26 protein-coding genes and 1 tRNA gene are annotated in these 23,757 nt (G+C 71.9%); 10 read left to right on the top strand and 17 right to left on the bottom strand.

Features of this window, described 5'->3' with window-relative positions:
* Nucleotides 1–94: 94 nt before the first annotated feature.
* A complete protein-coding gene (locus BM314_RS21840; protein WP_170868157.1) occupies nucleotides 95–1,099 on the top strand; it encodes an RluA family pseudouridine synthase in 1,005 nt (334 codons plus the stop codon).
* Between the two features lie 237 nt (nucleotides 1,100–1,336).
* Nucleotides 1,337–2,230: an RNA polymerase sigma factor RpoH gene (gene rpoH, locus BM314_RS21835; protein WP_042672026.1), complete on the top strand. Its 894-nt coding sequence runs from the start codon at nucleotides 1,337–1,339 to the stop codon at nucleotides 2,228–2,230.
* A gap of 75 nt (nucleotides 2,231–2,305) precedes the next feature.
* Here the strand turns inward: rpoH and BM314_RS21830 are convergent, their stop codons facing one another.
* The 9 genes from BM314_RS21830 to hemB all read right to left on the bottom strand — a co-directional run bounded on the left by BM314_RS21830 (nucleotide 2,306) and on the right by hemB (nucleotide 11,205).
* Nucleotides 2,306–3,820: a histidine kinase gene (locus BM314_RS21830; protein WP_091980149.1), complete on the bottom strand. Its 1,515-nt coding sequence runs from the start codon at nucleotides 3,818–3,820 to the stop codon at nucleotides 2,306–2,308.
* Nucleotides 3,821–4,100: 280 nt separating this feature from the next.
* On the bottom strand, nucleotides 4,101–5,393 hold the full coding sequence (locus BM314_RS21825) for an adenylosuccinate synthase (protein WP_091980147.1): 1,293 nt from the start codon (nucleotides 5,391–5,393) through the stop codon (nucleotides 4,101–4,103).
* A 157-nt stretch (nucleotides 5,394–5,550) separates the two neighbouring features.
* The gene (locus BM314_RS21820; protein ID WP_091681985.1) at nucleotides 5,551–5,847 is read right to left on the bottom strand and encodes a hypothetical protein; all 297 of its coding nucleotides are present in this window, start codon (nucleotides 5,845–5,847) and stop codon (nucleotides 5,551–5,553) included.
* Between the two features lie 112 nt (nucleotides 5,848–5,959).
* Nucleotides 5,960–6,817, bottom strand: coding sequence for a D-amino-acid transaminase (locus tag BM314_RS21815; RefSeq protein WP_091980145.1), 858 nt, complete (start codon nucleotides 6,815–6,817; stop codon nucleotides 5,960–5,962).
* Between the two features lie 79 nt (nucleotides 6,818–6,896).
* Nucleotides 6,897–8,204, bottom strand: coding sequence for an adenylosuccinate lyase (gene purB / locus BM314_RS21810; RefSeq protein ID WP_026604876.1), 1,308 nt, complete (start codon nucleotides 8,202–8,204; stop codon nucleotides 6,897–6,899).
* Nucleotides 8,205–8,323: 119 nt separating this feature from the next.
* Nucleotides 8,324–9,070 (bottom strand): arginyltransferase, encoded by a 747-nt coding sequence (locus tag BM314_RS21805; protein WP_091925038.1) that lies wholly within the window; start codon nucleotides 9,068–9,070, stop codon nucleotides 8,324–8,326.
* A 124-nt stretch (nucleotides 9,071–9,194) separates the two neighbouring features.
* Complete coding sequence (locus BM314_RS21800; RefSeq protein ID WP_042672022.1) at nucleotides 9,195–9,683, bottom strand: RDD family protein; 489 nt, start codon at nucleotides 9,681–9,683, stop codon at nucleotides 9,195–9,197.
* Nucleotides 9,684–9,781: 98 nt separating this feature from the next.
* On the bottom strand, nucleotides 9,782–10,150 hold the full coding sequence (locus tag BM314_RS21795) for a hypothetical protein (protein ID WP_091980143.1): 369 nt from the start codon (nucleotides 10,148–10,150) through the stop codon (nucleotides 9,782–9,784).
* Nucleotides 10,147–11,205, bottom strand: a complete 1,059-nt coding sequence (gene hemB / locus BM314_RS21790; RefSeq protein ID WP_026604877.1) for a porphobilinogen synthase — start codon at nucleotides 11,203–11,205, stop codon at nucleotides 10,147–10,149. The genes BM314_RS21795 and hemB overlap by 4 nt, the downstream gene beginning before the upstream one ends.
* A 259-nt stretch (nucleotides 11,206–11,464) precedes the next feature.
* Here hemB and BM314_RS31380 point away from each other — a divergent pair, with 259 nt between their 5' ends.
* Together BM314_RS31380 and BM314_RS21780 are read left to right on the top strand one after the other, a co-directional pair.
* Entirely contained in the window at nucleotides 11,465–11,875 is a 411-nt protein-coding gene (locus tag BM314_RS31380; protein WP_042672025.1) for a DUF6163 family protein, read from the top strand.
* A 160-nt stretch (nucleotides 11,876–12,035) separates the two neighbouring features.
* Nucleotides 12,036–12,548: a transcriptional regulator LdtR gene (locus tag BM314_RS21780; RefSeq protein ID WP_056527383.1), complete on the top strand. Its 513-nt coding sequence runs from the start codon at nucleotides 12,036–12,038 to the stop codon at nucleotides 12,546–12,548.
* Between the two features lie 9 nt (nucleotides 12,549–12,557).
* Here BM314_RS21780 and BM314_RS21775 read toward each other — a convergent pair whose 3' ends face one another.
* Nucleotides 12,558–13,160 carry an exopolysaccharide biosynthesis protein gene (locus tag BM314_RS21775; protein ID WP_267965786.1) on the bottom strand — a complete coding sequence of 201 codons (603 nt, stop codon included), beginning with the start codon at nucleotides 13,158–13,160 and terminating at the stop codon, nucleotides 12,558–12,560.
* Between the two features lie 293 nt (nucleotides 13,161–13,453).
* Here BM314_RS21775 and bcsS point away from each other — a divergent pair, with 293 nt between their 5' ends.
* Nucleotides 13,454–14,179 (top strand): cellulose biosynthesis protein BcsS, encoded by a 726-nt coding sequence (gene bcsS / locus BM314_RS21770; RefSeq protein WP_091980141.1) that lies wholly within the window; start codon nucleotides 13,454–13,456, stop codon nucleotides 14,177–14,179.
* Here the strand turns inward: bcsS and BM314_RS21765 are convergent.
* Nucleotides 14,146–15,744, bottom strand: coding sequence for a cryptochrome/photolyase family protein (locus BM314_RS21765; RefSeq protein WP_091980139.1), 1,599 nt, complete (start codon nucleotides 15,742–15,744; stop codon nucleotides 14,146–14,148). The two genes, bcsS and BM314_RS21765, sit on opposite strands and share 34 nt — an antisense overlap.
* Nucleotides 15,745–15,944: 200 nt before the next feature.
* Between BM314_RS21765 and BM314_RS21760 the strand changes: the two genes are divergently transcribed.
* Both BM314_RS21760 and BM314_RS21755 read left to right on the top strand, forming a co-directional pair.
* Nucleotides 15,945–16,808, top strand: coding sequence for a formyltransferase family protein (locus BM314_RS21760; RefSeq protein WP_091681999.1), 864 nt, complete (start codon nucleotides 15,945–15,947; stop codon nucleotides 16,806–16,808).
* A gap of 82 nt (nucleotides 16,809–16,890) precedes the next feature.
* A complete protein-coding gene (locus BM314_RS21755; protein WP_020092859.1) occupies nucleotides 16,891–17,232 on the top strand; it encodes a hypothetical protein in 342 nt (113 codons plus the stop codon).
* Nucleotides 17,233–17,248: 16 nt separating this feature from the next.
* Here the strand turns inward: BM314_RS21755 and BM314_RS21750 are convergent, their stop codons facing one another.
* Nucleotides 17,249–18,292, bottom strand: a complete 1,044-nt coding sequence (locus tag BM314_RS21750) for a hypothetical protein (protein ID WP_091925052.1) — start codon at nucleotides 18,290–18,292, stop codon at nucleotides 17,249–17,251.
* Nucleotides 18,293–18,699: 407 nt separating this feature from the next.
* Here BM314_RS21750 and BM314_RS21745 point away from each other — a divergent pair, with 407 nt between their 5' ends.
* Nucleotides 18,700–18,990 carry a PilZ domain-containing protein gene (locus BM314_RS21745; protein WP_020092862.1) on the top strand — a complete coding sequence of 97 codons (291 nt, stop codon included), beginning with the start codon at nucleotides 18,700–18,702 and terminating at the stop codon, nucleotides 18,988–18,990.
* 18 nt (nucleotides 18,991–19,008) lie between these two features.
* Here BM314_RS21745 and BM314_RS21740 read toward each other — a convergent pair whose 3' ends face one another.
* Nucleotides 19,009–19,188: a hypothetical protein gene (locus BM314_RS21740; protein ID WP_091980137.1), complete on the bottom strand. Its 180-nt coding sequence runs from the start codon at nucleotides 19,186–19,188 to the stop codon at nucleotides 19,009–19,011.
* Between the two features lie 263 nt (nucleotides 19,189–19,451).
* On the opposite strand from BM314_RS21740, the gene BM314_RS21735 reads away from it, so the two are divergent.
* Nucleotides 19,452–20,390 (top strand): alginate O-acetyltransferase AlgX-related protein, encoded by a 939-nt coding sequence (locus tag BM314_RS21735; RefSeq protein WP_244539998.1) that lies wholly within the window; start codon nucleotides 19,452–19,454, stop codon nucleotides 20,388–20,390.
* 73 nt (nucleotides 20,391–20,463) lie between these two features.
* On the opposite strand, the gene BM314_RS21730 is transcribed toward BM314_RS21735, so the two are convergent.
* The 4 genes from BM314_RS21730 to aroA form a co-directional block, all read right to left on the bottom strand.
* On the bottom strand, nucleotides 20,464–20,751 hold the full coding sequence (locus tag BM314_RS21730; RefSeq protein WP_012322505.1) for a hypothetical protein: 288 nt from the start codon (nucleotides 20,749–20,751) through the stop codon (nucleotides 20,464–20,466).
* A 116-nt stretch (nucleotides 20,752–20,867) separates the two neighbouring features.
* Nucleotides 20,868–20,943, bottom strand: a tRNA-Lys gene (locus BM314_RS21725).
* A gap of 92 nt (nucleotides 20,944–21,035) precedes the next feature.
* On the bottom strand, nucleotides 21,036–21,674 hold the full coding sequence (cmk, locus tag BM314_RS21720) for a (d)CMP kinase (RefSeq protein WP_091980177.1): 639 nt from the start codon (nucleotides 21,672–21,674) through the stop codon (nucleotides 21,036–21,038).
* 5 nt (nucleotides 21,675–21,679) lie between these two features.
* Complete coding sequence (gene aroA / locus BM314_RS21715) at nucleotides 21,680–23,029, bottom strand: 3-phosphoshikimate 1-carboxyvinyltransferase (RefSeq protein ID WP_091980132.1); 1,350 nt, start codon at nucleotides 23,027–23,029, stop codon at nucleotides 21,680–21,682.
* A 267-nt stretch (nucleotides 23,030–23,296) separates the two neighbouring features.
* Between aroA and BM314_RS21710 the strand changes: the two genes are divergently transcribed.
* Entirely contained in the window at nucleotides 23,297–23,683 is a 387-nt protein-coding gene (locus tag BM314_RS21710; RefSeq protein ID WP_026604880.1) for a TIGR02300 family protein, read from the top strand.
* Nucleotides 23,684–23,757: the final 74 nt, after the last annotated feature.

The following is a 23,757-nucleotide window of genomic DNA, read 5'->3' as shown; positions in this document are numbered from 1 at the left end:
GCGCGGGGCTGCTATAGCCACCACTCGGCGGGGGAGCAAGTGCCTTCGTCAGGAAATCCGCCGCGGCGGGTCAGATCGGGGGCGAATAGCGGTCGTGGTGGACAACGTGCAGGACGAGCGGGCCGGGATCGTGGCCGAGGGAGGCGTGCGGCTCGACCGGGCGCTGGTCGCGCTGTTTCCGGATCTGTCCCGGGCCCGGCTGCAGGATCTGATCCGCACCGGCCGGGTTCAGCGGGACGGTCTCCCGGCGCTCGACCCGGCCGCCAAGGTCGCCGCGGGCGCGCGCATCGTGCTCACGGTGCCCCCGGCAGCCCCGGCGGAGCCGGTGGCCGAGGCCGCGGATCTGCCGATCGTCCACGAGGACGACGACCTGATCGTCATCGACAAGCCCACCGGCCTCGTGGTCCATCCCGCCCCGGGCCACGAGAGCGGCACGCTGGTCAACGCCCTGATCGCCCATTGCGGGGCCAGCCTGTCGGGCATCGGCGGCGTCCGCCGGCCCGGCATCGTCCACCGCCTCGACAAGGACACGAGCGGCCTGATCGTCGTCGCCAAGAACGACGTGGCCCACCAGGGCCTCACCGCCCAGTTCGCCGATCACGGCCGGTCCGGACCGCTGGAACGCGCCTACGCCGCCGTGGTCTGGGGCCTGCCCCAGCCGCGGGCCGGGACGATCCAGGCAAGCCTCGCGCGGTCGCGCTTCCACCGGGAGAAGATCGCCGTCGTCTCGGACGCGAGCGGGCGCCACGCCGTCACCCACTACGCCGTAGCCGAGGCGTATCGCGAGGCCGCCCTCGTAAGGTGCCGCCTGGAGACGGGCCGCACCCACCAGATCCGCGTGCATCTCGCCCATCGCGGACACCCCCTGCTCGGGGACACGGTCTACGGCGGCGCCTTCCGGACCAAGGCGGCCCGCCTGACGCCGGAGGCCCGCGCCGCCCTCGCGGCGCTCGGGCGCCAGGCACTCCACGCGGAACTGCTCGGCTTCAGCCACCCGCGGACCGGCGCGACGCTGCGGTTCGAGAGCCCGCTACCGCCCGATATGGCCGCGCTGGTGAACGCCCTGAGGGCGGAAGAGGACGGGGCGCCGCGCCCGTAAACGCCGCGTCGCGGCGTGCGAAAGATCACGCCGTACCGCGTCACATCGTGACATGGTACGACCAAAATCCCCGGTGGCGCGTTGTTGACGACGTGGGTGTCATCGACCGCGACCGGCTCCCCGGCGTCCCGTACGAGATGGGGGGCCGGCAGGGTCGGCTCAAGAGCGGCCCGAGTGGACGGCACTGTTGTCCGTCGCGTCCGCCCGACAGGGGGACATAAGGTCCAGGAGAATGCCATGGCCGGTACGCTGCCCGTGCTCGCCAACGAAGGTGGCCTCTCGCGCTACCTCGACGAGATTCGCAAATTCCCGATGCTGGAGCCGTCGGAAGAGTTCACGCTGGCGAAGGCCTGGCGCGACGCCGGCGACCGCGAGGCCGCGCACCGCCTCGTGACGTCGCACCTGCGCCTGGTCGCCAAGATCGCCATGGGCTACCGCGGCTACGGCCTGCCGATCGGCGAAGTCGTGTCGGAGGGCAATGTCGGCCTCATGCAGGCGGTCAAGCGCTTCGATCCCGACAAGGGCTTCCGTCTGGCCACCTACGCGATGTGGTGGATCAAGGCGGCGATCCAGGAATACATCCTGCGCTCGTGGTCGCTCGTGAAGATGGGCACGACCGCGAACCAGAAGAAGCTGTTCTTCAACCTGCGCAAGGCGAAGGGCAAGATCTCGGCCCTCGACGAGGGTGACCTCAAGCCCGATCAGGTGAAGCAGATCGCCACCCGTCTCGGCGTGCCCGAGCAGGACGTGATCGACATGAACCGGCGCCTGTCCGGCGACACGTCGCTCAACGCGCCCCTGCGCGAGGAGGGCGAGGGCGAGTGGCAGGACTGGCTCGTGGACAACAGCCCGAGCCAGGAGACCGTGCTGGCGCGGGAGCAGGAGGGTCAGAACCGCCTCTCCGCGCTCAAGGACGCCCTCGGTGTGCTCAATCCGCGCGAGCGCCGCATCTTCGAGGCCCGGCGCCTCGCCGAGGACCCGATCACCCTGGAGGACCTCTCCGGCGAGTTCGGCGTGTCTCGCGAACGCGTTCGGCAGATCGAGGTCCGCGCCTTCGAGAAGGTGCAGGAAGCGGTCAAGCGCAACATCGCGAGCCGCGAGCTGCCCCGGACCGGCATCGAGGCCCGCTGAGCCGCGCGCCCGGCGCGCGACGCGCCGGGCCCGCCGGTTCGGGTCAGGGCTCGGACGGCGGCCGCCGTCGACCGATCACTGCCAGGCGTCGAAGGCGTTCTGCATCACCTGGGCGCCGGCGGCGCCCTTCTCGAAGGTCAGCACCGCCCGGCGGCCGGACGTGTAGCGCAGCGCGATATCGAACCAGTTCCGGTGGAGGAGCAGGTCGGTGTTGCGCTCGACGTCGTTCTGCAGCGACGACAGGCCGATCAGGAACAGGTTGTCGCGGACCCGAACCGGCAGGCCCGAGACCGGCGAGCCGCGGGCGCTCTGCTCGTCCTTGGCCTGGAGCAACCCGACATCTTGGACGATTCTGGACGCGGCGTTGCTGCCGCTCTGGCTGAAGGCCAAGCTCACCGTGTGGGAGGCCGGCAGGGTCGCGTCGAGATTGCGCTGGATGGTCATCACCAGCGTCAGGCCGGCATCCGGGATGGTCACGGTGGCGACGACGGCGTTCTGGACCGGCTGCCCCTGATCCCCGTTGACGGTCTCGAGCCGCCACGTCACCCGCCCCGGCGTCACGGTCGGCTGACCGCCCTCGGCCCCCGTCGCCTCCTCGACGAGTTCCGCCCTCTGCGCGACCGCGACGCCCGCGTCGGCCGGTGCGGGCGTGGCCGCGGCCCGTGCCGGCGCGCCGTTCTCGACGCGCGTCGGGGCCTTGGGGGCCGGGGCGGCGTCGCCGCCGACCCGATCGCCGAACTTGGTCTCGCCTTCCGGCTGCTGCGTGTCCGCGGTCTCCGTGCCGCTCGACGGCAGGTTCTGCGGCCGGTCGCGCAGCAGGAAGGCCGCGACGGCGATCAGGCCGATCACCACAGCCAGGACACCGCCCACGAAGACGTTGCGCAGCACGCGCGACCGACCGGTGCGCGGGGGGACCACCTCGATCCGCGGACGCTGACGCCCGCCCGCGCCCTCGGCCGCCTCGGCGTCAGGGTCGTCGACGGCGGGCGCCTCGGCGGCAAACGTCCCAGCGCCGGACGTCTCGGCAACCGGCGGGGCCGTGTCGGGCGCGGCCGTCTGCGGCGTGCCCGGGCGCGGCGGCGCGATCGGGATCGGTGCCTCGCGCGGCCCGTCCTCGGCCTCCCGATCCCCGTCGCGGGCCGCCACCGCGAAGGGCGGCTTCGCCGACGGGAGGATGGGCGCCAGCGCGGGACCGGATCCCGGCTCCGGCGGGGACGGCTCCGGGATCTCCGGCTCCGTCGCCGCGGGGACGATCGGCTCGGGGGCGGCGGGTTCTGGCGCGGCGGGTGCGGGCACGGCCGGTGCTGGTGGCGGCGCCGAAACCGTGGCCGGAGCGGGCGTCCCGGGCGCCTGCGCGGCATCGTTGGCGGGGGCCGGGAGGCCGCCGTGATCGACCTCGAGCCGCTCGATCGCGGCGTCGAGCGCCCGGCGCTCGAGATCGATATCGGCCTCCGACAGCGGCGGATCGAGGGAGCGCAGCTGGCTGATCAGGGCGTTGCGCGCGCGGTCGTAGACCGCCTTGCGCAGGGCGGGCGTTCGGTCCGGCAGCGCGTCGAGCGCGCGGGCCAGAAGCGGGTAGTAATCGGCCATGATACTCTGGTCCGCCCCTTCGGCCGCCGTCCGGCAAAGCCGGTCGGAGGCCGGGGACCGAGGTCCGCGCCCGCCCGACAGGTCCGGTCGCGGCCGTCGGCCGGTTTGTCGTATCCCGCCGCGCGGGATCAGGGCCCGCGCGCCGGTTGCCTTCGAGACGGCGGGCGGATCGCGATACGGACCGCCCGGCCGCCAGCCCGTTCTAGATCAAGCCCGCGCGGACTGGATACAGGCAGGGCCGCCGAAAACACGCGTCGTCAACGGGATAGCGCGCGAAGGGTCAATCCTCGAACGGGTTGTGCATGAGGATCGTGTCGTCGCGCTCGGGCGAGGTCGACAGCAGCGCCACCGGCGCCCCGATCAGCTCCTCGATCCGGCGCACGTACTTGATCGCCTGCGCGGGCAGGTCCGCCCAGGACCGGGCCCCCGCGGTCGTCTCCGACCAGCCCGGGATCACCTCGTAGACCGGCTCGATCCGGGCCTGCGCGGCCTGGCTCGCCGGCAGATGGTCGATCGGCTGGCCGTCCAGCAGGTAGCCGGTGCAGACGCGGATCTCCTCGAAGCCGTCGAGGATGTCGAGCTTGGTCAGCGCGATGCCGTGGATGCCGGAGGTCCGGACCGTCTGGCGCACCAGCACGGCGTCGAACCAGCCGCAGCGGCGCTTGCGCCCGGTATTGACGCCGAACTCGCGCCCGCGGCTGCCGATGGTCTCGCCGATCTCGTCGAACAGCTCGGTCGGGAACGGTCCCTCGCCGACCCGGGTCGTGTACGCCTTGGCGATACCCAGAACGTAGCCGATCGCCCCCGGGCCGAGGCCCGAGCCCGTGGCCGCCTGGGCGGCCACGATGTTGGAGGAGGTCACGAACGGGTAGGTGCCGTGGTCGACGTCGAGCAGCGCGCCCTGCGCGCCCTCGAACAGGATGCGCTTGCCGGCCCGGCGCTCCTCGTCGAGCAGCGACCAGACGGTGTCGGCGAAGGGCAGGATCTTCGGCGCGATCGCCTTGAGCTCGGACAGCAGCGCCTCGGCGTTGACCTCGTCGATCCCGAGGCCGCGCCGCAGGGCGTTGTGGTGGGTGAGCACGCGCTCGATCTTGGCCGGCAGCGCGTCGGGATCGGCGAGGTCGACGACCCGGATCGCGCGGCGGCCGACCTTGTCCTCGTAGGCCGGCCCGATGCCGCGCTTGGTCGTGCCGATCTTCAGGCCGGCATTGGCCGTCTCACGGAAATGATCCAGCTCGCGGTGGAGCGGCAGGATCAGCGTGGCGTTGTCGGCGATCCGCAAGGAGGACGGCGAGACGTCCACGCCCTGCGCCTTGATCCGCTCGATCTCGTCGATCAGGTGCCAGGGATCGACCACGACACCGTTGCCGATGACCGAGAGCTTGCCGCCGCGGACGACGCCCGACGGCAGCAGCGCCAGCTTGTAGGTCACGCCGTCGATGACGAGCGTGTGGCCGGCGTTATGGCCGCCCTGGAAACGGACCACGATGTCGGCCTGCTCGGAGAGCCAGTCGACGATCTTGCCCTTGCCCTCGTCGCCCCACTGGGCGCCCACAACGACGACGTTGGCCATGCCTGCCTGCTTACCCGCGACGGAAACCGGGACGGCGCCGCCCACGGGTGCAGGCGACGTACGTCGTGAGCCGTTTCCGCGATCCGGGCAACGAAATCAAGCAAGGGGCCGCATGTTCGGACCGCATGGCGGTCGGCCGGAGCCGGTCACGACCGGCTTACTTGGCCTCGGTACCGGGGTCGCGACCGGGCAGTTCGTGCGGCTTGATCACCGGCATGGAGCCGGACTGATCGGGCTTCACCACGGTGCCGGTCGTGCCGGAATCCGGCGGCTTGATCACGCCGTCGTTCTTCTGGAGCTTGTCGCTGAGCGACTGGTCCTGCGGCGGCGCGTCCGCGTTCGGGCGCACGCGCTCGGGCGGCGCCGGGCTGGTCGTCTGGGCGCGGGCGGGCGCCGCCGCGACGGCGGCCGCTAGGGTCGTCGCGAGAGCGGCGAGCAGGGTCTTGTTCGGCACGAGGGCCTCCCCGATTCGAGACACGAATTCGGGGAGGAACAGCCGGGGACGGGATCCGTTCCTGTCCGCGGCGGGGTCCGATGTCCCGTCCTGTGGACGGGATAGAGCGGCCTCAACCCTGGCGGGCGGCCTCGATGTAGAGCTCGCGCAGGCGCCGGGTCAGCGCGCCCGGCCGCCCGTCGCCGATCGCGCGCCCGTCGATCTCGACCACCGGCATCACGAAGGCCGAGGCGCTGGTGTAGAAGGCCTCCTGGGCCGCGTAGACCTCGTCCACGGGGATCAGCCGCTCCTCGATGCGCAGGTCGGCCTCCTGCGCGAGGCGCAGCACCGAGGCCCGGGTGATGCCCGGCAGGAGCGCCGTGGAGAGCGGCCGGGTCACGAGCACGCGGTCGCGGCCGATGATGAACGCGGTCGAGGAGGAGCCCTCGGTGACCGCGCCGTCCTCGACCATCCAGGCCTCGGCGACGCCGGCCTCGGCCGCCTGCTGCTTGGCGAGCACCTGCGCCAGCAGGGCCACCGACTTGATGTCCCGCCGCTTCCAGCGCAGGTCCTCGACGGTGATCACCCGGGCGCCGCTCTCGGCGAGCGGGTTGGCGAGCACGGTCTTGGCCTGCGTGAACATCACCACGGTGGGCTCGGTGCCGGCCTTCGGGAAGGCGAAGTCGCGCTCGGCCACCCCGCGGGTCACCTGCATGTAGACGAGCCCCTCGGTGACGCCGTTGCGGGCGACGAGCTCGGTCTGCAGCCGCTCCCAGCCCGCCGCGTCGTGCGGGTTGCGGATGCCGATCTCGCCGAGCGAGCGGTCGAGGCGCGCGAGGTGCGCGGCGTTGTCGACGAGCTTGCCGTCGATGATCGCCGACACCTCGTAGATGCCGTCGGCGAACAGGAAGCCGCGGTCCATGATCGGCACGCGCGCCTCCTCGTAGGGGAGGAACTGGCCGTTGAGGTAGACGATGCGGGTAGCGGTCACGGGGAGCTGTCCTGTGTTCGGCGCGTGCCCGGAAACGCGGGCCCGCGAGCGCGGGTCGAAGCAGGAATCGTGCGGGGTCTCAGCGGTCGCCGAAGACCCGCCCGAAGATCGTGTCCACGTGCTTGAAGTGGTAGCCGAGATCGAAGCACGCCTCGATCTGCTCGGCCGGGAGCGCCGCGGCGACCTCCGGGTCCGCCTTGAGCAGCGCCAGGAAATCGCCCTCGCCGCGCCAGACCGGCATCGCGTTGCGCTGGACCAGCCGGTAGGAATCCTCGCGGGAGACCCCGGCCTGCGTCAGCGCCAGCAGCACGCGCTGCGAGTGGATCAGGCCGCCGAGCCGGTCGAGGTTCTTCTGCATGTTGGCCGGGTAGACCAGCAGCTTCTCCATCACCCCGGTCATCCGTGCCAGGGCGAAGTCGAGGGTGACGGTGGCGTCGGGGCCGATCATCCGCTCCACCGACGAGTGGGAGATGTCGCGCTCGTGCCAGAGGGCGACGTTCTCCAGGGCCGGGGTGACGTAGCCGCGCACCATCCGGGCGAGGCCCGTGATGTTCTCGGTGAGGACCGGGTTGCGCTTGTGCGGCATCGCCGAGGAGCCCTTCTGGCCCTCGGAGAAGAACTCCTCCGCCTCGAGGACCTCGGTGCGCTGGAGGTGCCGGATCTCGATCGCCAGCCGCTCCAGCGACGAGGCGACGACGCCGAGGGTCGCGAAGAACATCGCGTGCCGGTCGCGCGGGATCACCTGGGTCGAGACCGGCTCGGCGGTCAGGCCCATCTTCTCAGCGACGTACTGCTCCACCCGCGGGTCGATGTTGGCGAACGTGCCGACCGCGCCCGAGATCGCGCAGGTGGCGACCTCCTCGCGGGCCGCGACGAGGCGGCGGCGGTTGCGCTCGAACTCGGCGTAGGCCTGGGCGAGCTTCAGACCGAAGGTGACCGGCTCGGCGTGGATGCCGTGCGACCGGCCGATGGTCGGGGTGAGCTTGTGCTCCAGGGCCCGGGTCTTCAGGGCGGAGAGCAGCGAGTCGACGTCGGCGATCAGGATATCGGCCGCCCGCACCAGCTGCACGTTGAGGCAGGTGTCGAGCACGTCCGAGGAGGTCATGCCCTGGTGGACGAAGCGCGCCTCGGGACCGACGATCTCGGCGAGGTGGGTCAGGAAGGCGATGACGTCGTGCTTCGTCACCGCCTCGATCGCGTCGATGCGGGCGACGTCGAAGACCGCGTCCTTGCCCTTGGTCCAGATCGTCTCGGCCGCCGCCTTCGGCACGACACCGATCTCGGCGAGCGCCGTGGTGGCGTGGGCCTCGATCTCGAACCAGATCCGGAAGCGGCTCTCGGGCGACCAGATCGCCGTCATCGCGGGGCGGCTATAGCGGGGGATCATGGGGGCCTCGGCACGGTCCGGATTGCGTGCGTGGCCGGTAGCATGCGCCGGGCCGGCCGCTCAATGCGCATCGGGCATGCCGGGACGGCAACCGACGTGAAACGCGCGCCGCGCCGGGCTCAGTCGATCCGCACCCAGCCCTGGCCCATCAGCCGTTCCTGCGGCCGGAAGCGGGACTTGTAGTCCATCTTGCGCGAGCCCTCGACCCAGTAGCCGAGATAGAGGTACGGCAGCCCGAGCCCGCGGGCACGGCGGATATGGTCGAGGATCATGAAGGTCCCGGGCGAGCGCGCGGCCTCCGCGGGATCGTAGAACGAGTAGACCATCGACAGGCCGTCCGAGAGGACGTCGGTCAGGCAGAACGCGAGCGGCGGTCCGGAGCCGCGGCCGGTGATCGCCGTGTCCGGCCCGTGCCGGCGATACGACACGAGGTGCGTGTCGACGTGGCTGTCCTCGACCATCATGGCGTAGTCGAGCACGGTCATGTCGACCATGCCGCCGTCGCCGTGCCGGGCGTCGAGGTAGCGGCGGAACAGGGCGTACTGCTCGGAGGCGGGCCGGTTCGGCTCCGGCGTGCCGACCCAGTCGGCGCTGCGCGCCAGGATGCGCCGCTGGCTGGCGCTCGGCTCGAACTCGTCGACCACCACGCGGACCGAGACGCAGGCCCGGCAGGTCTCGCAGGCCGGCCGGTACGCGATGGTCTGCGAGCGGCGGAAGCCGCCCTGCGTCAGGATCTCGTTCAGGTCGCGGGCGCGCCGTCCGACCAGGTGGGTGAAGACCTTCCGCTCCTCCTGCCCCGGCAGATAGGGGCACGGCGAGGGGGCGGTGAGGTAGAATTGCGGTGTGTCGCGCGGGTGGCTGGTCACGCTTCTCACAGACCCTGCGCCGGGTTCATCCTCGCGGCGCCGGCGTGCCAGTGTACAGGCGACCGGCCGGGGCTCAATGGCCCGGCCGGTCGCACCGTCAGATTTTCATCAGCGGAATCGCGGCTCAGCGCGCGTGGACGACGGCGAGGCCGAGGAGCAGGTCGTGCCCGAGGCGGCGGTCGGAGCGCATGAGCCCGAACGCGATGTCGACGCACCAGAGCAGGAAGGTCGAGATCGCCACGTAGAACAGCAGCGCGTGGACCGCGGCCGTGATGACGTCAACCCGCGCGCCGCTCTCGGGCGCGACCGTCCGCAGGCCCATCATCCGCTGGCCGATCGTGCTCTGCTTCGGCCCGCCCACCGTGATCGCGCTGTAGATGATGCCGCTCGCCGGAAGGACCGCGAACAGCGTCCAGCCGAGGCCGAAGGTGACCACCCCGATCACGGTGATCGCGAGGGTCAGCAGGGCCGTGAAGCCGAAGATGAACAGGATGTCGAGGAGATAGGCGACCGTCCGGCCACCTAGGCTCGCCCGCACGAACGGGATCGGCAACGCGGTGGCGTAGCCGGGCGCTTCGAAGCGCTGCGCGTATCCGGGTTGTGGGTTCTGCATGGTGTCGCGTCCTGCAAGCGAGGCTGCGGACGTGAAGGTGGGTGCGCGCGCCGGATGCCGCAAGGGGATCCGCGAGGAGACGCGGGCGTAGGCGCGCCTCAGCGCCCGGCCGGGTCTCCGGCCGCGGCGTCGGGCGTGTCGAGGTAGAAGCGCTTGAGCATGTACAGGGACGGGCCCGACAGGGTGCTCGCCTCGGTGGCGAGGGCGACCAGGGTCGTGCCGGCATCGAAGCGGCAGGTCAGCCAGTGCTGCCGGTTCCCGTCGGCGTAGTCGACGCGCACCGAATTCGCCGACGGCCCCGGCGCCGCGCGCAGGAGCCGGATCCCGTCCTGCGGCGCGACCGCCGGGAGCGCCCGGCGGCAGGTGGCGACGCGATCCCGGCGCAGGGTGTCCTGGCAGGCGACGAGCCCCGCGAGGAAGCCGACCACGACCGCGGCCCCGAGGAGCCAGCGGTGCCCGCGCTTCACGGATGGTTGCGCAGGCGCTCCGCGACCCGCGGCGCGTGATAGGTGAGGACGCCGTCGGCGCCGGCCCGCTTGAAGGCGAGGAGCGCCTCGACCATCGCGCGGTCGCCGTCGAGCCAGCCGTTGCGGGCGGCCGCCTCGATCATCGCGTACTCGCCCGACACTTGGTAGGCGAAGGTCGGCACCTGGAACTCGTCCCGCACCCGGCGGATGATGTCGAGATAGGGCAGGCCCGGCTTCACCATCACCGAATCCGCGCCCTCGTCGAGGTCGAGCCGGACCTCGCGCAGGGCCTCGGCCGAGTTACCGGGATCCATCTGGTAGGTGCGCTTGTCGCCGACCAGCGCCGCCTTGGTGCCGATCGCGTCCCGGAACGGCCCGTAGAAGGCGCTGGCGTATTTCGCCGCGTAGGCCATGATCTGCACGTCGAGGAAGCCGGCCTTGTCGAGGCCCGCGCGGATCGCGCCGACGCGCCCGTCCATCATGTCGGAGGGCGCGATGATGTCGGTCCCGGCCTCGGCCTGGATCAGGCTCTGCTCGACGAGGACCGCGACCGTCTCGTCGTTGAGGATCGCGCCGTCCCGCATCAGGCCGTCGTGGCCGTGGCTCGTGTAGGGATCGAGCGCCACGTCGGTCATGATCCCGATCTCGGGCACGGCCCGCTTCACGGCGCGGACCGCCCGGCAGACGAGGTTGTTGGCGTTCAGCGCCTCCGAGCCGGTCGGGTCGCGCAGCGACACCTCCGTGTAGGGGAAGAACGACACCGCCGGGATGCCGAGCTTCGCGGCGCGCTCCGCGTCGCGGACGATCTCGTCCACCGAGAGGCGCTCGACGCCCGGCATCGAGGCGACCGGCTCGCGGCGGCCCTCGCCGTCGATCACGAACATCGGCCAGATCAGGTCGTCGACCGTCAGGGTGTGCTCGCGGACGAGGCGGCGCGACCAGTCGGCTTTCCGGTTCCGGCGCGGGCGCTGGGTGATCTTCAGACCCTCCACGCGGGCGCCCTCGCGGGCGGCCTCCACGGCGAGAGGGCGCGGCTCTGGCAGGGTGTCTGACATGCGGCTTCGCTACCGTTCGCGCGGACCACGCCGCGGATCGCGCGGCGCCCGTGCGCCGGAGGCGATCGACTACCACACCGGGCCGGCGCAACGAAACCCGACCGTTGACGCCGGACGGCGGAACCGCTTCAACCCGGCGACCCCCGCCCGATCGATCAGGATCCCGGCCCTTCGCCATGAATTGGCCCCCACCATCCGCGAGCGCTCGATAGTGCCCAGCTACTTTCCGATCCGGCGCAGGACGCCGCGGCCGGGCGGCATCCCGAGCGACCGCATCGAGCGGGCCCAGGGCCCCGCGTCCGGCACGTGGGACACAGTGCTGATCTGGTTCATGCGGCTCACGGCCCTCGTCTGGCTGCTGAAGAGCGTCTTCGCCTGGGCGACCATCCTCGACGTCCTGCCGGGCGTGCGCCCCTTCGAGGCCGAGCCGTTCGGCCGCCAATCCGCGATCGTCTACTTCGCGGTGATCGACGCCGCGGCGGCGATCGGATTGTGGCTGACGAGCGCCTGGGGCGGCGTGATCTGGTTGCTCGCCGTCACGTCGGCGATGACGCTCGCTGTCCTGACACCGCAACTCTTGCCGTTATCGGTGCCGCTGCTCGTATTCGGAGGCTGTGTTGTGACGTTGTACTTCCTGCTGTCCTGGCTGGCCGCGCAGGAAGCACGGTGAACGAACCGTTCTTGTCTTCATTCAGTTTGTCTTTACCGCGAAGAGTAAATCGCGAATTCATCCTGTCGCTTAAATCGCCTTTCATTCCCGAGCCCTAGCTTAGCCATCATCAACGGCGCCGCATCCAACGGGTGCCGGATCATCGGATGGCGAGGCAGAGATGAAGACCCAGAACGCCCGAGTCGCGCAGATCGAGGCCCCCGAGGAAGCCGCCTCCACCAAGGGCTCCTACCTCGAGGCGCTGCACCTCGTGGAGCGGCTGCATCGCCGGCTGCTCGACGTGATCAAGGACGAGTTCGAGCGCCGCGGCCGCGAGGACGTCAACAGCGTCCAGGCGCTGCTCCTGTACAACATCGGCGACAAGGAGCTGACCGCGAGCGAGCTGCGGACCAAGGGCTACTACCTGGGCTCCAACGTCTCGTACAACGTGAAGAAGCTTGTCGAGGCCGGCTATCTCCACCACGCCCGCTCGAAGACCGACCGGCGCTCCGTCCGGATCAGCCTGACCGACAAGGGCCGCCAGGTCCACGAGATCATCCAGGGGCTCTACGACAAGCATGCCCGGACGATCACGCCGATCGGCGGGATCTCGGAGGAGGATTTCATTCGCCTGAACCAGGCCCTCACCCGCCTGGAGCGCTTCTGGACCGATCAGATCCGTTACCGCCTCTGAGGCGCGCCCTCAGAGGTTCAGCAGGCCGATGATCCCGGCGATCACCGCGTAGGCGAAGCCGGCGTTGATGGCGACGCCGAACATCCCGATCACTAGACCGCCCAGCACGACCAGACCGTCGCGCTCGACGAGACCGAGCCCGACCAGGCAGACGGCGAGACCCAGCGGGATCTGCCCGACGATGGGCGCGGCCACGATCAGCGCCAGCGCCAGGGCGAGCAGGACGATCCCCATGCCGCGCATGCCGAGCGCGGTCTCGAACACGCTGACGCGGGGGCGCGACCAGCGCTCCAGGCGGCGCAGGATCGGCACCGCGCGGGTGACGGCGCGCCGGACATCCGTCAGGGCGATCGAGCGGCCGAGGAGCATCCGCGGCAGCCACGGCGCCGACATCCCGGCGGCGATCTGGATCGCCACGAGGAGCAGGAGCAGGCCGCAGATCAGCGGGATCGGCGGCGGCATGGGCAGGCAGTTCGGCAGCCCGAGCAGGACCACGAGCAGCGCGAAGGCACGGTCCCGCAGGACCGCGACGATGTCGCCCACGGTGAGGCGCTCGCCCTCCTGGCTCGCCAGCACGGTGAGGACGTCCGACGTTCGTGCACCGGAGGTCAAGGATCTGCCAACCTTCGCTTTCCCGCGGGGGCTCTAGCCGAGAACATCTGGCACGCCAAGCACGGCAGATTCGCGACAGCGCGATGGCGTCCCGCGGGCGGACGCGCGGCGGACGGCCCGCGAAGTCCCGGCAAGCACAGTTCGCGCACCGACGCACCTTTCCGAAGCAACTTCGTCCCTGCGACCCGAAGATCGGCGTGCGAATCCGACAATCCCGGGGGATCGCGAGCGGATCGCGATGAAACGCGGTTAATTTTCTACTACCGTTCTCCGCAGACGTCGGAGGCTCGACTGTGCCGAACCAGCGCCCTCGCCCGAAGATCGCTGGACGCGCGCCCGTTCTCGCGGTTCTGCTCGCGGGACAGGCGGCCGTCTCGCACCCCGCCAGCGGCAGCGAGATCGACACGCTGCTGTTCGGCAGCCTCGACGCCGGCGGCGACACCTTCCTGACCATCGGGGCGAAGGCCGGCCTCACCTCCCTCGCGCAGGACGGGTTCACCGCGCTCGCGAGCGTCGGTGGCGGGCGGCGCGCGGAGTCCGGTCCGGACGGCCCCCGCACGCGCTACACGGTCGCCGCCGCCGCCCTGGCCGGGTACCAGTGGGTCTTCGACTGGGGCGCGGTCGCGGCCTTTGCCGGGCCCGAGATCGCGCGGGAGATGCTGATCGCGGGGCCGCTCTTCGACGCCCTGCCGACGCGATTCGGGCTCCGGCTCCACGGCGAGGTCTGGGCACGCCCGAGCGAGGCGACGCTGCTCCAGGCGAGCGCCGTCGCGGGGTCGGCCCGCGACAGCCTGTGGGCGCGCCTCGCCTGGGGCTACCGGCTCTGGGAGACCTATCTGGGTCCCGAGGCCGCGCTCTACACAGACAGGACCGGCTACGCGAAGTGGAGCCTCGGCCTGCACGGGACTGACTTCGCCCTCGGCCGGTACAGCTTCCGCGCGTCGGCGGGCCTACAGTCCGAGAGCGGCCGGGGCCGCGCCTGCCCCTACCTGAGCCTGTCGGTCTGGTCGCCCCTCTGATCGGCGCTCGGCCGGGCCTCGAGGGCGTCGAGGAACGCGGCCGCGTCGCGGCGGATCTCGGCGCGGCGCCTGTCGCCCAGCCCGCGGAGCGTCCGGTACGGCATGGCCATCCGCTGATTGCCCGCCAGCCGGTCCTCGTTCTCGATGAGGAAGTTCCAGTAGAGATAGTTGAACGGGCACGCCTCCGGCCCGGCCTTGACCTTCACGTCGTACGCGCAGGACGCGCAGTAATCGGACATCCGGTCGATATAGGCGCCCGAGGCCGCGTAGGGCTTGGAGCCCATGACGCCGCCGTCGGCCCACAGCACCATGCCGTGGACGTTGGGCAGCTCGACCCACTCGTAGGCGTCCGCGAACACGATCAGGTACCATTCCTCAACCTGAGCCGGGTCGAGGCCGGCGATGAGGGCGAAGTTGCCGGTCACCATCAGGCGCTGGATGTGGTGGGCATAGGCGTGGGCGCGCGTCTCGGCGACGACCTGCGCGACGCAGTTCAGCGTCGTCTCGCCGGACCAGTAGAACCACGGCAGGTCGCGATCCGCGCCGAGGGCGTTGCTGTCGCGGTAGGCGGGCATCCGGGCCCAGTAGAGGCCGCGCACGTATTCCCGCCAGCCGAGGATCTGCCGGATGAAGCCCTCGACGCAGTGGAGCGGCGCGGCGCCGTCGCGGTAGGCGCGCTCGGCGGCCCAGCACACCTCCTCGGCGGTGAGCAGCCCGGCGTTGAGGGCGGGCGACAGGAGCGCGTGGTACAGGAACGGCGCGCCGGTCTTCATCGCGTCCTGATAATCGCCGAAGGTCGGCAGGGCGTCGGCCAGGAAGTGCCGGAGCGCCGCGAGGGCGTCGGCCCGGGTCACCGGCCAGGAGAAGCCGGTGAGATCGCCGAAATGGTCGCCGAACTCCGCCTCCACGAGGGCGATGACCGCGCGCGTGACGGCATCGGGCTGGAAGCCGATCCGGTCCGGCGGACGATGCCCCCTGGGCAGGCGCTTGCGATTCTCGGGGTCGTAGTTCCAGCGGCCGCCCGCGGGCTCGCCGTCGTCCATCAGGAGTCCGGTCCGGCGCCGCATGCCCCGGTAGAAGGTCTCCATCCGCAGGTGATGCCGGCCCTCCGCCCAGCGGGCGAAATCCTCCCGCGGGCACAGGAAGCGGTTGTCGGCACGGATCTCGACCGGGACCGCCAGGGTCTCGCGCCAGTCCTGCATCATCTCCCAGACGCGCCACTCGCCCGGCTCGGTCACCACGACCCGCTCCGGCCGGTGGCGCGCCACGGCGCGCTCCAGCTCGCCGGTGAAGCTGCCGGTGTTGCCCGCGTCGGTCAGGCGCACGTACGCGACCGTGATGCCCTCCGCCTCCAGCTCGGCCGCGAAGTGGCGCATGGCGGCGAACAGGAAGGCGATCTTCTGCTTGTGGTGGCGGACATACGTCGCCTCGTCGCGGACCTCGACGATCAGGACGACGTCGCGCTCGGCGTCGAGGTCGACGAGGCTCGACACCCGGCGGGTCAGCTGATCGCCGAGGACGAAGCGCAGGGTTCCGGACGGCGCGGCGCGGCGTTTCCCGGCCATGCCTCAGACCTTCCCGTCCGGGGCGGAGCGTTCGCCATCCGCGGCGCGGCCGAACCCTCCGGTCCCGCCGTCGAAGATCACCCGAACCACGCCGTTCCCCCTTGCCACCGCCGCCGGCCCAATCAAGGTAGGTCCGGGGACGCGGCCGGGCAGGCGGCGGACCCGCGCCCTCCACGTGCACAAGGTCGCAGGCGGCAAGCATGAAGTTCGCGTTCGCCGGCATCGACTTCCTCGGCGGGGTCTTCGAGGGTCTGCTGGACGCCGGCTGGACGCCGGTGAAGCTGTTCACGCGCCCCTGCGACGGGGTCTACGACCACAACGAGGTCGTCGTCGCCCGCGCCCGGTCCTTGCGGCTGCCGATCCAGCTCTCGCGGATCCGCGAGCGGGACATCGAGGCGCTCCAGGCCGAGCACGGGCGCGACTGGGCACTCGTGGTCGCGGGCTATCCCTGGCTCATCAAGGGCTGGAAGGGCCGCGCCGCCTATGGCCTCAACTTCCATCCCTCCCCGCTCCCGACGGGCCGCGGCCCCTACCCGCTGTTCCGGGCGGTCCTCGACCGCTACGAGACCTGGGGCGTCACCGCCCACGTGCTCGCCGACGGGTTCGACACCGGCGATATCCTGGCGCAGGAGATCTTCGCCCTGAGCCCCCGCGAGAGCCACGAAACGCTGCTCGCCAAGTGCCAGATGGCGGCGCGCCGCCTCGCCGCGGGCCCCCTCGGCCGCGACCTGCCCAACCGCTGGCGGCGCTCCGAGCCGCAGGGCGACGGCTCCTACTGGCCGCGCGCGACCGACGCCGACCGGACGCTCGACTTCCGGCAGGACGTCGAGACGGTCCTGCGCCGGGTGCGGGCCTTCGGCACGGTCGAGACGATCGCGCGGCTCGGCGATGCCCGGGTCTACGTGGCGGAAGCGCAGGGGTGGCAGGAGCGCCACGCGCACACGCCCGGAGCGGTGGTGCACCGCCACCGCCGCCACGTCGTGGTGGCGGCCCTCGACGGGTACGTCCAGCTGACCCGCTGGTCGCCGGTTCCCCTCGCGGAGGCCGGGCAGATCGGCCGCTGACCGGCCCGTCCGGGAACCCGAACGCCGACCCCGATGTTTCCGGCGGCCCGGGCACTCCGCCGGGGCCCCACGGGAGTCCGCCATGTCGACCCGCGCCAGCCTCGCCGCAGCCCTCGGATTCGCCGCGCTGTTCACCGGCTCTGCCCTCGCGCAGGCGGTGATCGTCACGCCCGACGAGTTCGGCCCCGACGACGACGTGGTGGTGCGCGACTACATCGTGCGCCGGCCGGTGGGTCCGGGCCCGATCGTCGGATCGATCCCGCTGCGGCCCGGCAGCATCGTGCCGCCCGACGTGCGGCTCGCGCCCTTCACGGAGGCCCCGAACCCGCGCCTGCGCCGCTTCGGCTACTTCGTGGCGCCGGGCGACAAGATCGTGGTCGTCGATCCCGACACCCGCGCGGTGGTGCGCATCCTGGACCGCTGACGGCCGGCGGCGGCGCTCACCAGTCGCTGAGCACCGCGCGCTTCCAGCGGTCGGGCGCGACGCAGCGGTACTCGTAGGCCTCATCCCAGGCGTGGTCGCCGGGGGTGCAGGGCGCGCGGCTGCTCGCGGGCGGCCGCGGCAGGCTCTCGCGGAGGGAAGCGGCCTCGATCTGCCCGCTGTCGCTCACGCGCATGACCGGCCCGGCCGCCGTGCCGTAGACCAGATCGCGCCCGTCGAAGCCGAGGCTGCGGGAGAAGCCGCCCTCGCGGTTGCCGTCGAGCCCGATCGCCTGCCCGGCCGCGAGCAGCATCGGGACGCCGGTGAAGCGCGCGGCGGCGGCGTCGATGCCGATGCCGTAGGTCCCCTCCCCCTGGAACGAGATCGCCCGGTCGGTGATGGAGCCGGTGAGGTTGCCCATCAGGATCCCGTAGCCGGTATGGGCGCCCGGAACGCCGCCGGTGGAGATCTGCAGTCCGACCCGCTGGCGGTTGCGGTCGGTGGTCGGCGACTGCGCCGAGACGTCGATCTCGGCGCCGATGCAGGAGGCGACCGGATCGGCCTCGTCGGTCATGTCGACACAGTTGAAATTGCCGGCCCAGGAGGGCCCGACCGGCCCCAGCCCGTTGGGCTCCTTGAAGATCGTGCCGTTGACCGCGACGTTCTGCGCGCCGGTGCTGGCGAGGGCGCGGTTGTGCAGCTCGCCCGTGATCGTCCACTCGTAGCCGGCATTGTGCGGGCCGGTGGATCCGAGCGCCCAGAGCGCCTTGTAGGTGTGGGTGGCCTCGCCCGACCCCTCCGGCACGTGCCGGTCGACCCGCAGCGTCGAGACCGGATCGAAGCCTTGGGGCCGGTTCCAGAGGAAGACGTGGCCGCCATCGAGGCCCATCACCCCGGTCCCCTGCACGCTGCGGGAGAAATTCGGCGGCCACGGCTGCGGTGCGGACGCCGGATCCGTCGCCGGCGCGGCGCGCGGCGGCTGTCCGGGCGCCTCGGCGGCCGCGACCGTCGGAACGCCGATCGCGAAGCACGCCATCAGGGCGGTGCCGGGGCGGATGCGCATGATCGTCTCCGGATATCCTCTCGGCGCGGCCTCGCCCAGGATCGCACTGGCAGAACCCGCCCGCGGGACCAGATAGGTTACAGCATCGCATCGGCGACGCCGGCCACGGGCGCCCGCGGATGCGGCACCCGCCGCGCCATGGGAGCGAGCCGATGACCGCCCTGCGATTCCTGCGCAATTGGTTCCTGGTGTCGATCCCGCTCGGCCTCCTGATCGGCCGGTTCATCAAGGCCGGCGAAGGGCCGCCGAGACGAGACCGGCGGTGATTACCGGAGACCGGTCCGATAGACAGGGCGCGACTTGCTATTCTGACGCGCGGACGTAGTTCATCAATAACATGTTAGCGAATCCGGCGCATTTTTACTGATATCGCGCCATACCGGCCGACCAGGGCAGGAACTTCGGCCGTGTCCCGCAACGCCAGCACCCCTGCCGCCGTCGCGGAACGCCGGGCGACCGAGCGGAGACCCACCGCCCTGCTGGCCTTCGCCCAGCAACGGGACGGCGCGCGCTATCCCTGCCAGGTCATGAACATCTCCGATCGCGGCGCGATGCTGGAGTTCCTGGGTTCGCAGGCGGTGCTGCTGGAGGACGTGTTCGACCTCGTGCTGGCGAGCGCCGAGATGCGCTACGCGGTCCAGCTCGTCTGGCGGAAGGAGCGGACGGTCGGCGTCCTGTTCTGCGGCGAGGCCGTGTGAGAGGTCGACCCTGCGGGCTCAGACCGCGAGCGTCGCCACCAGCGTGAGCCCGACGGCCGGCAGCGCCAGCGCCAGGACCGCGAGGGTGTCGAGGGGTGCGGGCCGGCTCGCCGCGAGCCAGCGACGCTCGGCCAACTTCTCGGCCGCGAACCCGGACAGGACCAGGCCGCAGCCGACGAACGTGACAAGCGCGGACATGGGTCGACCCTTCTTCGCAACGCCGCGCCGTGTGATGCGCCTGACGGGAGTACCCGCGGCGCAGCTATAAAGTTTCACCGCGGCGCGGATACGCGGGCGAAAGCGACGGCGCGCCGGGAAAGCCGCCGGCGCGCTCCCGCCGCTCCCGGGGACGAAGGGGTTGCAATCCCGCGCGGATCCGTCGAGGCGGGAGCCCAGCGTCATCGACGGGGATTGTCGCGGGCGGCGGGAGGCCGAAACCTTTGAAGACGAGCGGCAACGGCGTGGCCGTCGGACACGATGGCTGGCTGTACTGGGTCGGACGCGCCCGCGAGGTCGAAGCCTTCTACGGCGACACCGCAACCTCGCGGCGGATCCTGAAGCGCTGGACGCAGCTCATCGGGCGGCGCGCGCGGCGCCTCGACGACCTCGGGATCCGGCACGTGCACACCGTCGTCCCCGACAAGCTCGCGATCTATCCGGACCTGCTCGGCCGCCCCTTCCCGGGGCTCGACGACCCGCCCGGGGTTCGGCTCGCCCGGCTGGTCGCCGGGGACAGCGGGGCCCCGATGGTCGACCTGCAGGCACCGCTGCTGGCGGCGCGGGCCGAGGAGCCCGTCTACCTGCGGACGGACACGCATTGGACCTACCGCGGCTACCTGACGGCGTACCGCGCGCTCTGCGAGGCCCTGGACGCGCCGGTGGCGGCGCACGTCTTCGCGGGGACCGGCGCGACCGAGCGCTTCACCTTCGACCTCGGCGAGAAGCTCGTCCCGCCGGTCGACGAGGCGTACGTCGCCTACGATTTCGCGCGCCGCGCGGCACGGATCGACGCGAACGACCTGGTGGCTGTGCGGGAATCCGGCCGGGCCGTGCGGCCGCGCGGACTGTTCGTCGGATCCCGCGTCGTCCTGAGGAACGCGGAGGCGCCGGATCCGCGCCGCGTGGTGCTGTTCGGCGATTCCTACATCTACAGCCCGGGCGCCCGGCTCACGGCGATGCTGGCCGAGACCTTCACCGAGGTGCACGCGATCTGGTCGGCGAACATCGACTGGGCCTACGTCGAGGACGTCCGGCCCGACATCGTCATCTTCGAGATCGCCGAGCGGTTCCTGCGGCAGGTCCCGAACGACCGGATCCGCATCGATCGCTTCGCGGCGTCGCGCGCGCGGCGGGCCGTCCGCCCGACGCTCCGGGAGCGGATCCGGCGCTGGCTGCGCTGAACCCGGCCCCTTCTAAAAGCGAGAGCCCCGCCGCGGTGGCGGCGGGGCTCTGCTCCCTCAGGTGCGCGGCGGCTCAGTAACCGCGGCCGTAATAGCCCGGGCCCCGGTCGAAGGCGCCCGCCGCGGCGGCGCCGGCGGCCGCGCCCGCGATACCGAGACCGATGGCGGCCCCGGTCGACAGGCCGCGGTGACGGCGGTAGCCGAAATCGCGCCGGTGGCCGTAGCCGCGATCGTAGCCGCGGCCGTAGCCGTAGCCGTGGTGGCCGCCGTAGCCGTAGCCATAACCCTGCGCCTGGGCGCCGGTGGCGCCGAGCGCGCCGAGGGACAGGGTGACGGCGGAGATGAGAGCGAGCTTGCGCATCGGTGACTCCTTCGCAGTTGCGTTGGGACCCCAACCCAAAGCGCAACCAGGGGTTCCGATTTTCGTGTGGGCAGGGCGCCGACCGCGCCGGATGTCAAAAGTGAGGATCGAGGATGTGGTGAGCGCGCTGGGACTCGAACCCAGGACCTACAGATTAAAAGTCCGTTGCTCTACCAGCTGAGCTACGCGCTCGCGTCCCGGGCCGCGCGGCGGCCCGTCGGGGACGGCGCGTCCGCAATAGGTGAGCGGGACCGGGGGGTCAACACGACGGAGGTGGACAACCCTCAGGCCGCGTCGCCGCGGGTGCGCTCCACGATGTCCCGGGCCTCGTCGAAGGCCGCGTCCGCGTCGAGCTCGGTGGTGTCGAGCCGGACCGCGTCGTCGGCCATGCGCAGGGGCGCGGCGCTGCGCGACGCGTCCCGGGCGTCGCGGGCCTCGATGTCGGCCAGGATCGCCGCGAAGGTCGCCGCCTCGCCGCGGCCGGCCAGCTCGCGGTGGCGGCGGCGGGCACGCTCCTCGGACGAGGCGGTGATGAACAGCTTCACCGCGGCCTCGGGGCACACGACCGTGCCGATGTCGCGCCCGTCGAGCACCGCCCCCTGCGGGTCGGCGGCGAAGCGGCGCTGCCACGCGAGCAGTCCGGCGCGGACCTCCGGCACCGACGAGACGCGGGAGGCCGCCTCGCCCATCGCCCGCTCGCGCAGGCGCGGATCGTCGAGCCGACCGGCGTCGAGGGCCTGGGCCGCCCGCGCCGCGGCGGCGGCATCGTCCAGCGACAGACCGGCGTCGATCAGGGCGAGCGCCACCGCCCGGTAGAGGAGCCCGGTGTCGAGATGCGGCAGGCCGTAATGGTCGGCTAGACGCTTGGCGAGGGTACCCTTGCCGGACGCGGCCGGTCCGTCGATCGCGATGACGAGCGGCATGGCGGTCACGCCCCGATCTGGCCGCCGAGGGCCTGCATGGTCGGAAGGAAGCTCGGGAAGCTCGTGGCGATCATCGCGCCGTCATCCACCGTGACCGGGTTCCGCGCCGCGAGCCCCATCACCAGGAACGCCATGGCGATGCGGTGGTCGAGGTGGGTCGCCACCGTCCCGCCGCCCGGCGCCGCGGTGCCGTCGCCCTCGACCACGAGATCGTCGCCCTCGACCGCGTGGCGGACGCCGTTCGCGGCGAGCCCGGCCGCCACGGCCGCGAGGCGGTCCGATTCCTTCACCCGCAGCTCGTGCAGGCCTTTCATCCGGGTCCGGCCCTCGGCGAAGCTCGCCGCCACCGCCAGCACCGGGTACTCGTCGATCATCGCGGGCGCCCGCTCGGCCGGGACGTCGACGCCGGTCAGGCGGCTCGCGCGCACGCGGAGGTCGGCCACGGTCTCGCCGCCCTCCTCCCGCTCGGCCACGCGCTCGATCTGCGCGCCCATCTCCAGGAGCGTCGTGATCAGCCCGATGCGCAGCGGGTTCATCATCACGCCCTCGATCACCACGTCGGAGCCGGGCACGATCAGCGCCGCCACCAGCGGGAACGCTGCCGAGGACGGGTCGGCCGGCACCACCACGTCGGTGCCGCGCAGGGTCGGCTGCCCCGTCAGCGCGACCCTGCGGCCGTGGCCGCCCGGCCCGTGCGGCTCGACGCTGACCGCGGCGCCGAACAGGCGCAGCATCCGCTCGGTGTGATCGCGGGTCGCGGCCACCTCGATCACGGTCGTGACGCCGGGGGCGTTGAGGCCGGCGAGCAGGACCGCCGACTTTATCTGCGCGGAGGCCGCCGGGGTCTCGTAGGTGATCGGGATCGCCTCCCTGGGACCCCGCAGGGTCAGGGGCACGCGTCCGCCCTCGGCCTCGGCCAGGACCTGCGTGCCCATCCGGGTGAGCGGGTCGAGGATGCGGCGCATCGGCCGCGAGCGCAGGGAGGCGTCGCCGTCGAAGGTCGCGGTCACCGGCTGCCCGCCGACCACGCCCATCATCAGCCGCGAACCGGTGCCGGCATTGCCGAAATCGAGAACCGCGGCCGGGTCGCCGAGGCCGCCGATCCCGACGCCCCGGACCCGCCAGCTCCCGGCCCCGAGGCGCTCGACCCCTGCCCCGAGCGCCTTCGCGGCGGCGGCGGTGCGCAGGACGTCGTCGCCCTCCAGCAGGCCTTCGACCCGCGTCTCGCCCTGGCTGAGCAGGCCGAGGATCATCGACCGGTGCGAGATCGACTTGTCGCCGGGCGGGCGCAGGCGTCCGCGCAGCGGGGCGCCCGGCGCGGCGGTGAGGGGCTGGGGGGTCGAATCGTGCGACACGGGACGTCCGTTCGGGCTCTGAGACGTGGGCCTGGATCCGGCGCGTCGCGCGGCCCTGCCGCGGCGCTGCAATCGGACGGTGAAATCGCCGCGCCGTTAACACGGGCACCGCCCGCCGTCATCCATCCGCTGCCCGCGCCGATCCCGGGCGCCGCACGCGGGGGCGCGCCGCCCGAAACGCCCTGCGCGGGCTCGATTGACAGGCGCTTTCACCGCGACTAACGGGGCGCCTCTCCCGAGACAGTACTGACGACGAGGTGTCCGCCCGTGGCCCGACCGGAACTTGGCTTGAAGCGCCAGTGCATGAGCTGCGGCGCGAAGTTCTACGACCTCGCCCGCGATCCCGCGGTCTGCCCGAAATGCGGCGCGGTCTATCAGGCGGTGGCCACCTCCAGCCGTGCGGCCCCCCCGGCGCTGTCGCGGGGCCCGGCCAACACCGACGATGAGGACGAGACGGACGAGAAGGGCCCGGAGATGGTCTCCCTCGACGAGGTCGAGGCCGCCGAGGACGACGCCGATCCGACGCCCGAGGACGACTCGGTCGAGGACGGGGAATCCTCCGACGACGATACCTTCTTGGAGGAAGAGGATTCCGGCGACGACGACGTCTCCGACCTGATCGACGGCGATATCGAGAACGACGAGGAGGGCTGAGGCGGCCTCCGTCTCTCCCGACCAAAAACCCCCGGCGGCAGCGAAAAAGGGGGTTGAGTCCGCGATGCGAGCCG

Source organism: Methylobacterium sp. 13MFTsu3.1M2 (assembly GCF_900112625.1).
Lineage (GTDB): Bacteria > Pseudomonadota > Alphaproteobacteria > Rhizobiales > Beijerinckiaceae > Methylobacterium.
Note: the sequence above shows the minus strand (reverse complement) of the source record. Positions and strands in the feature narration are given on the sequence as shown.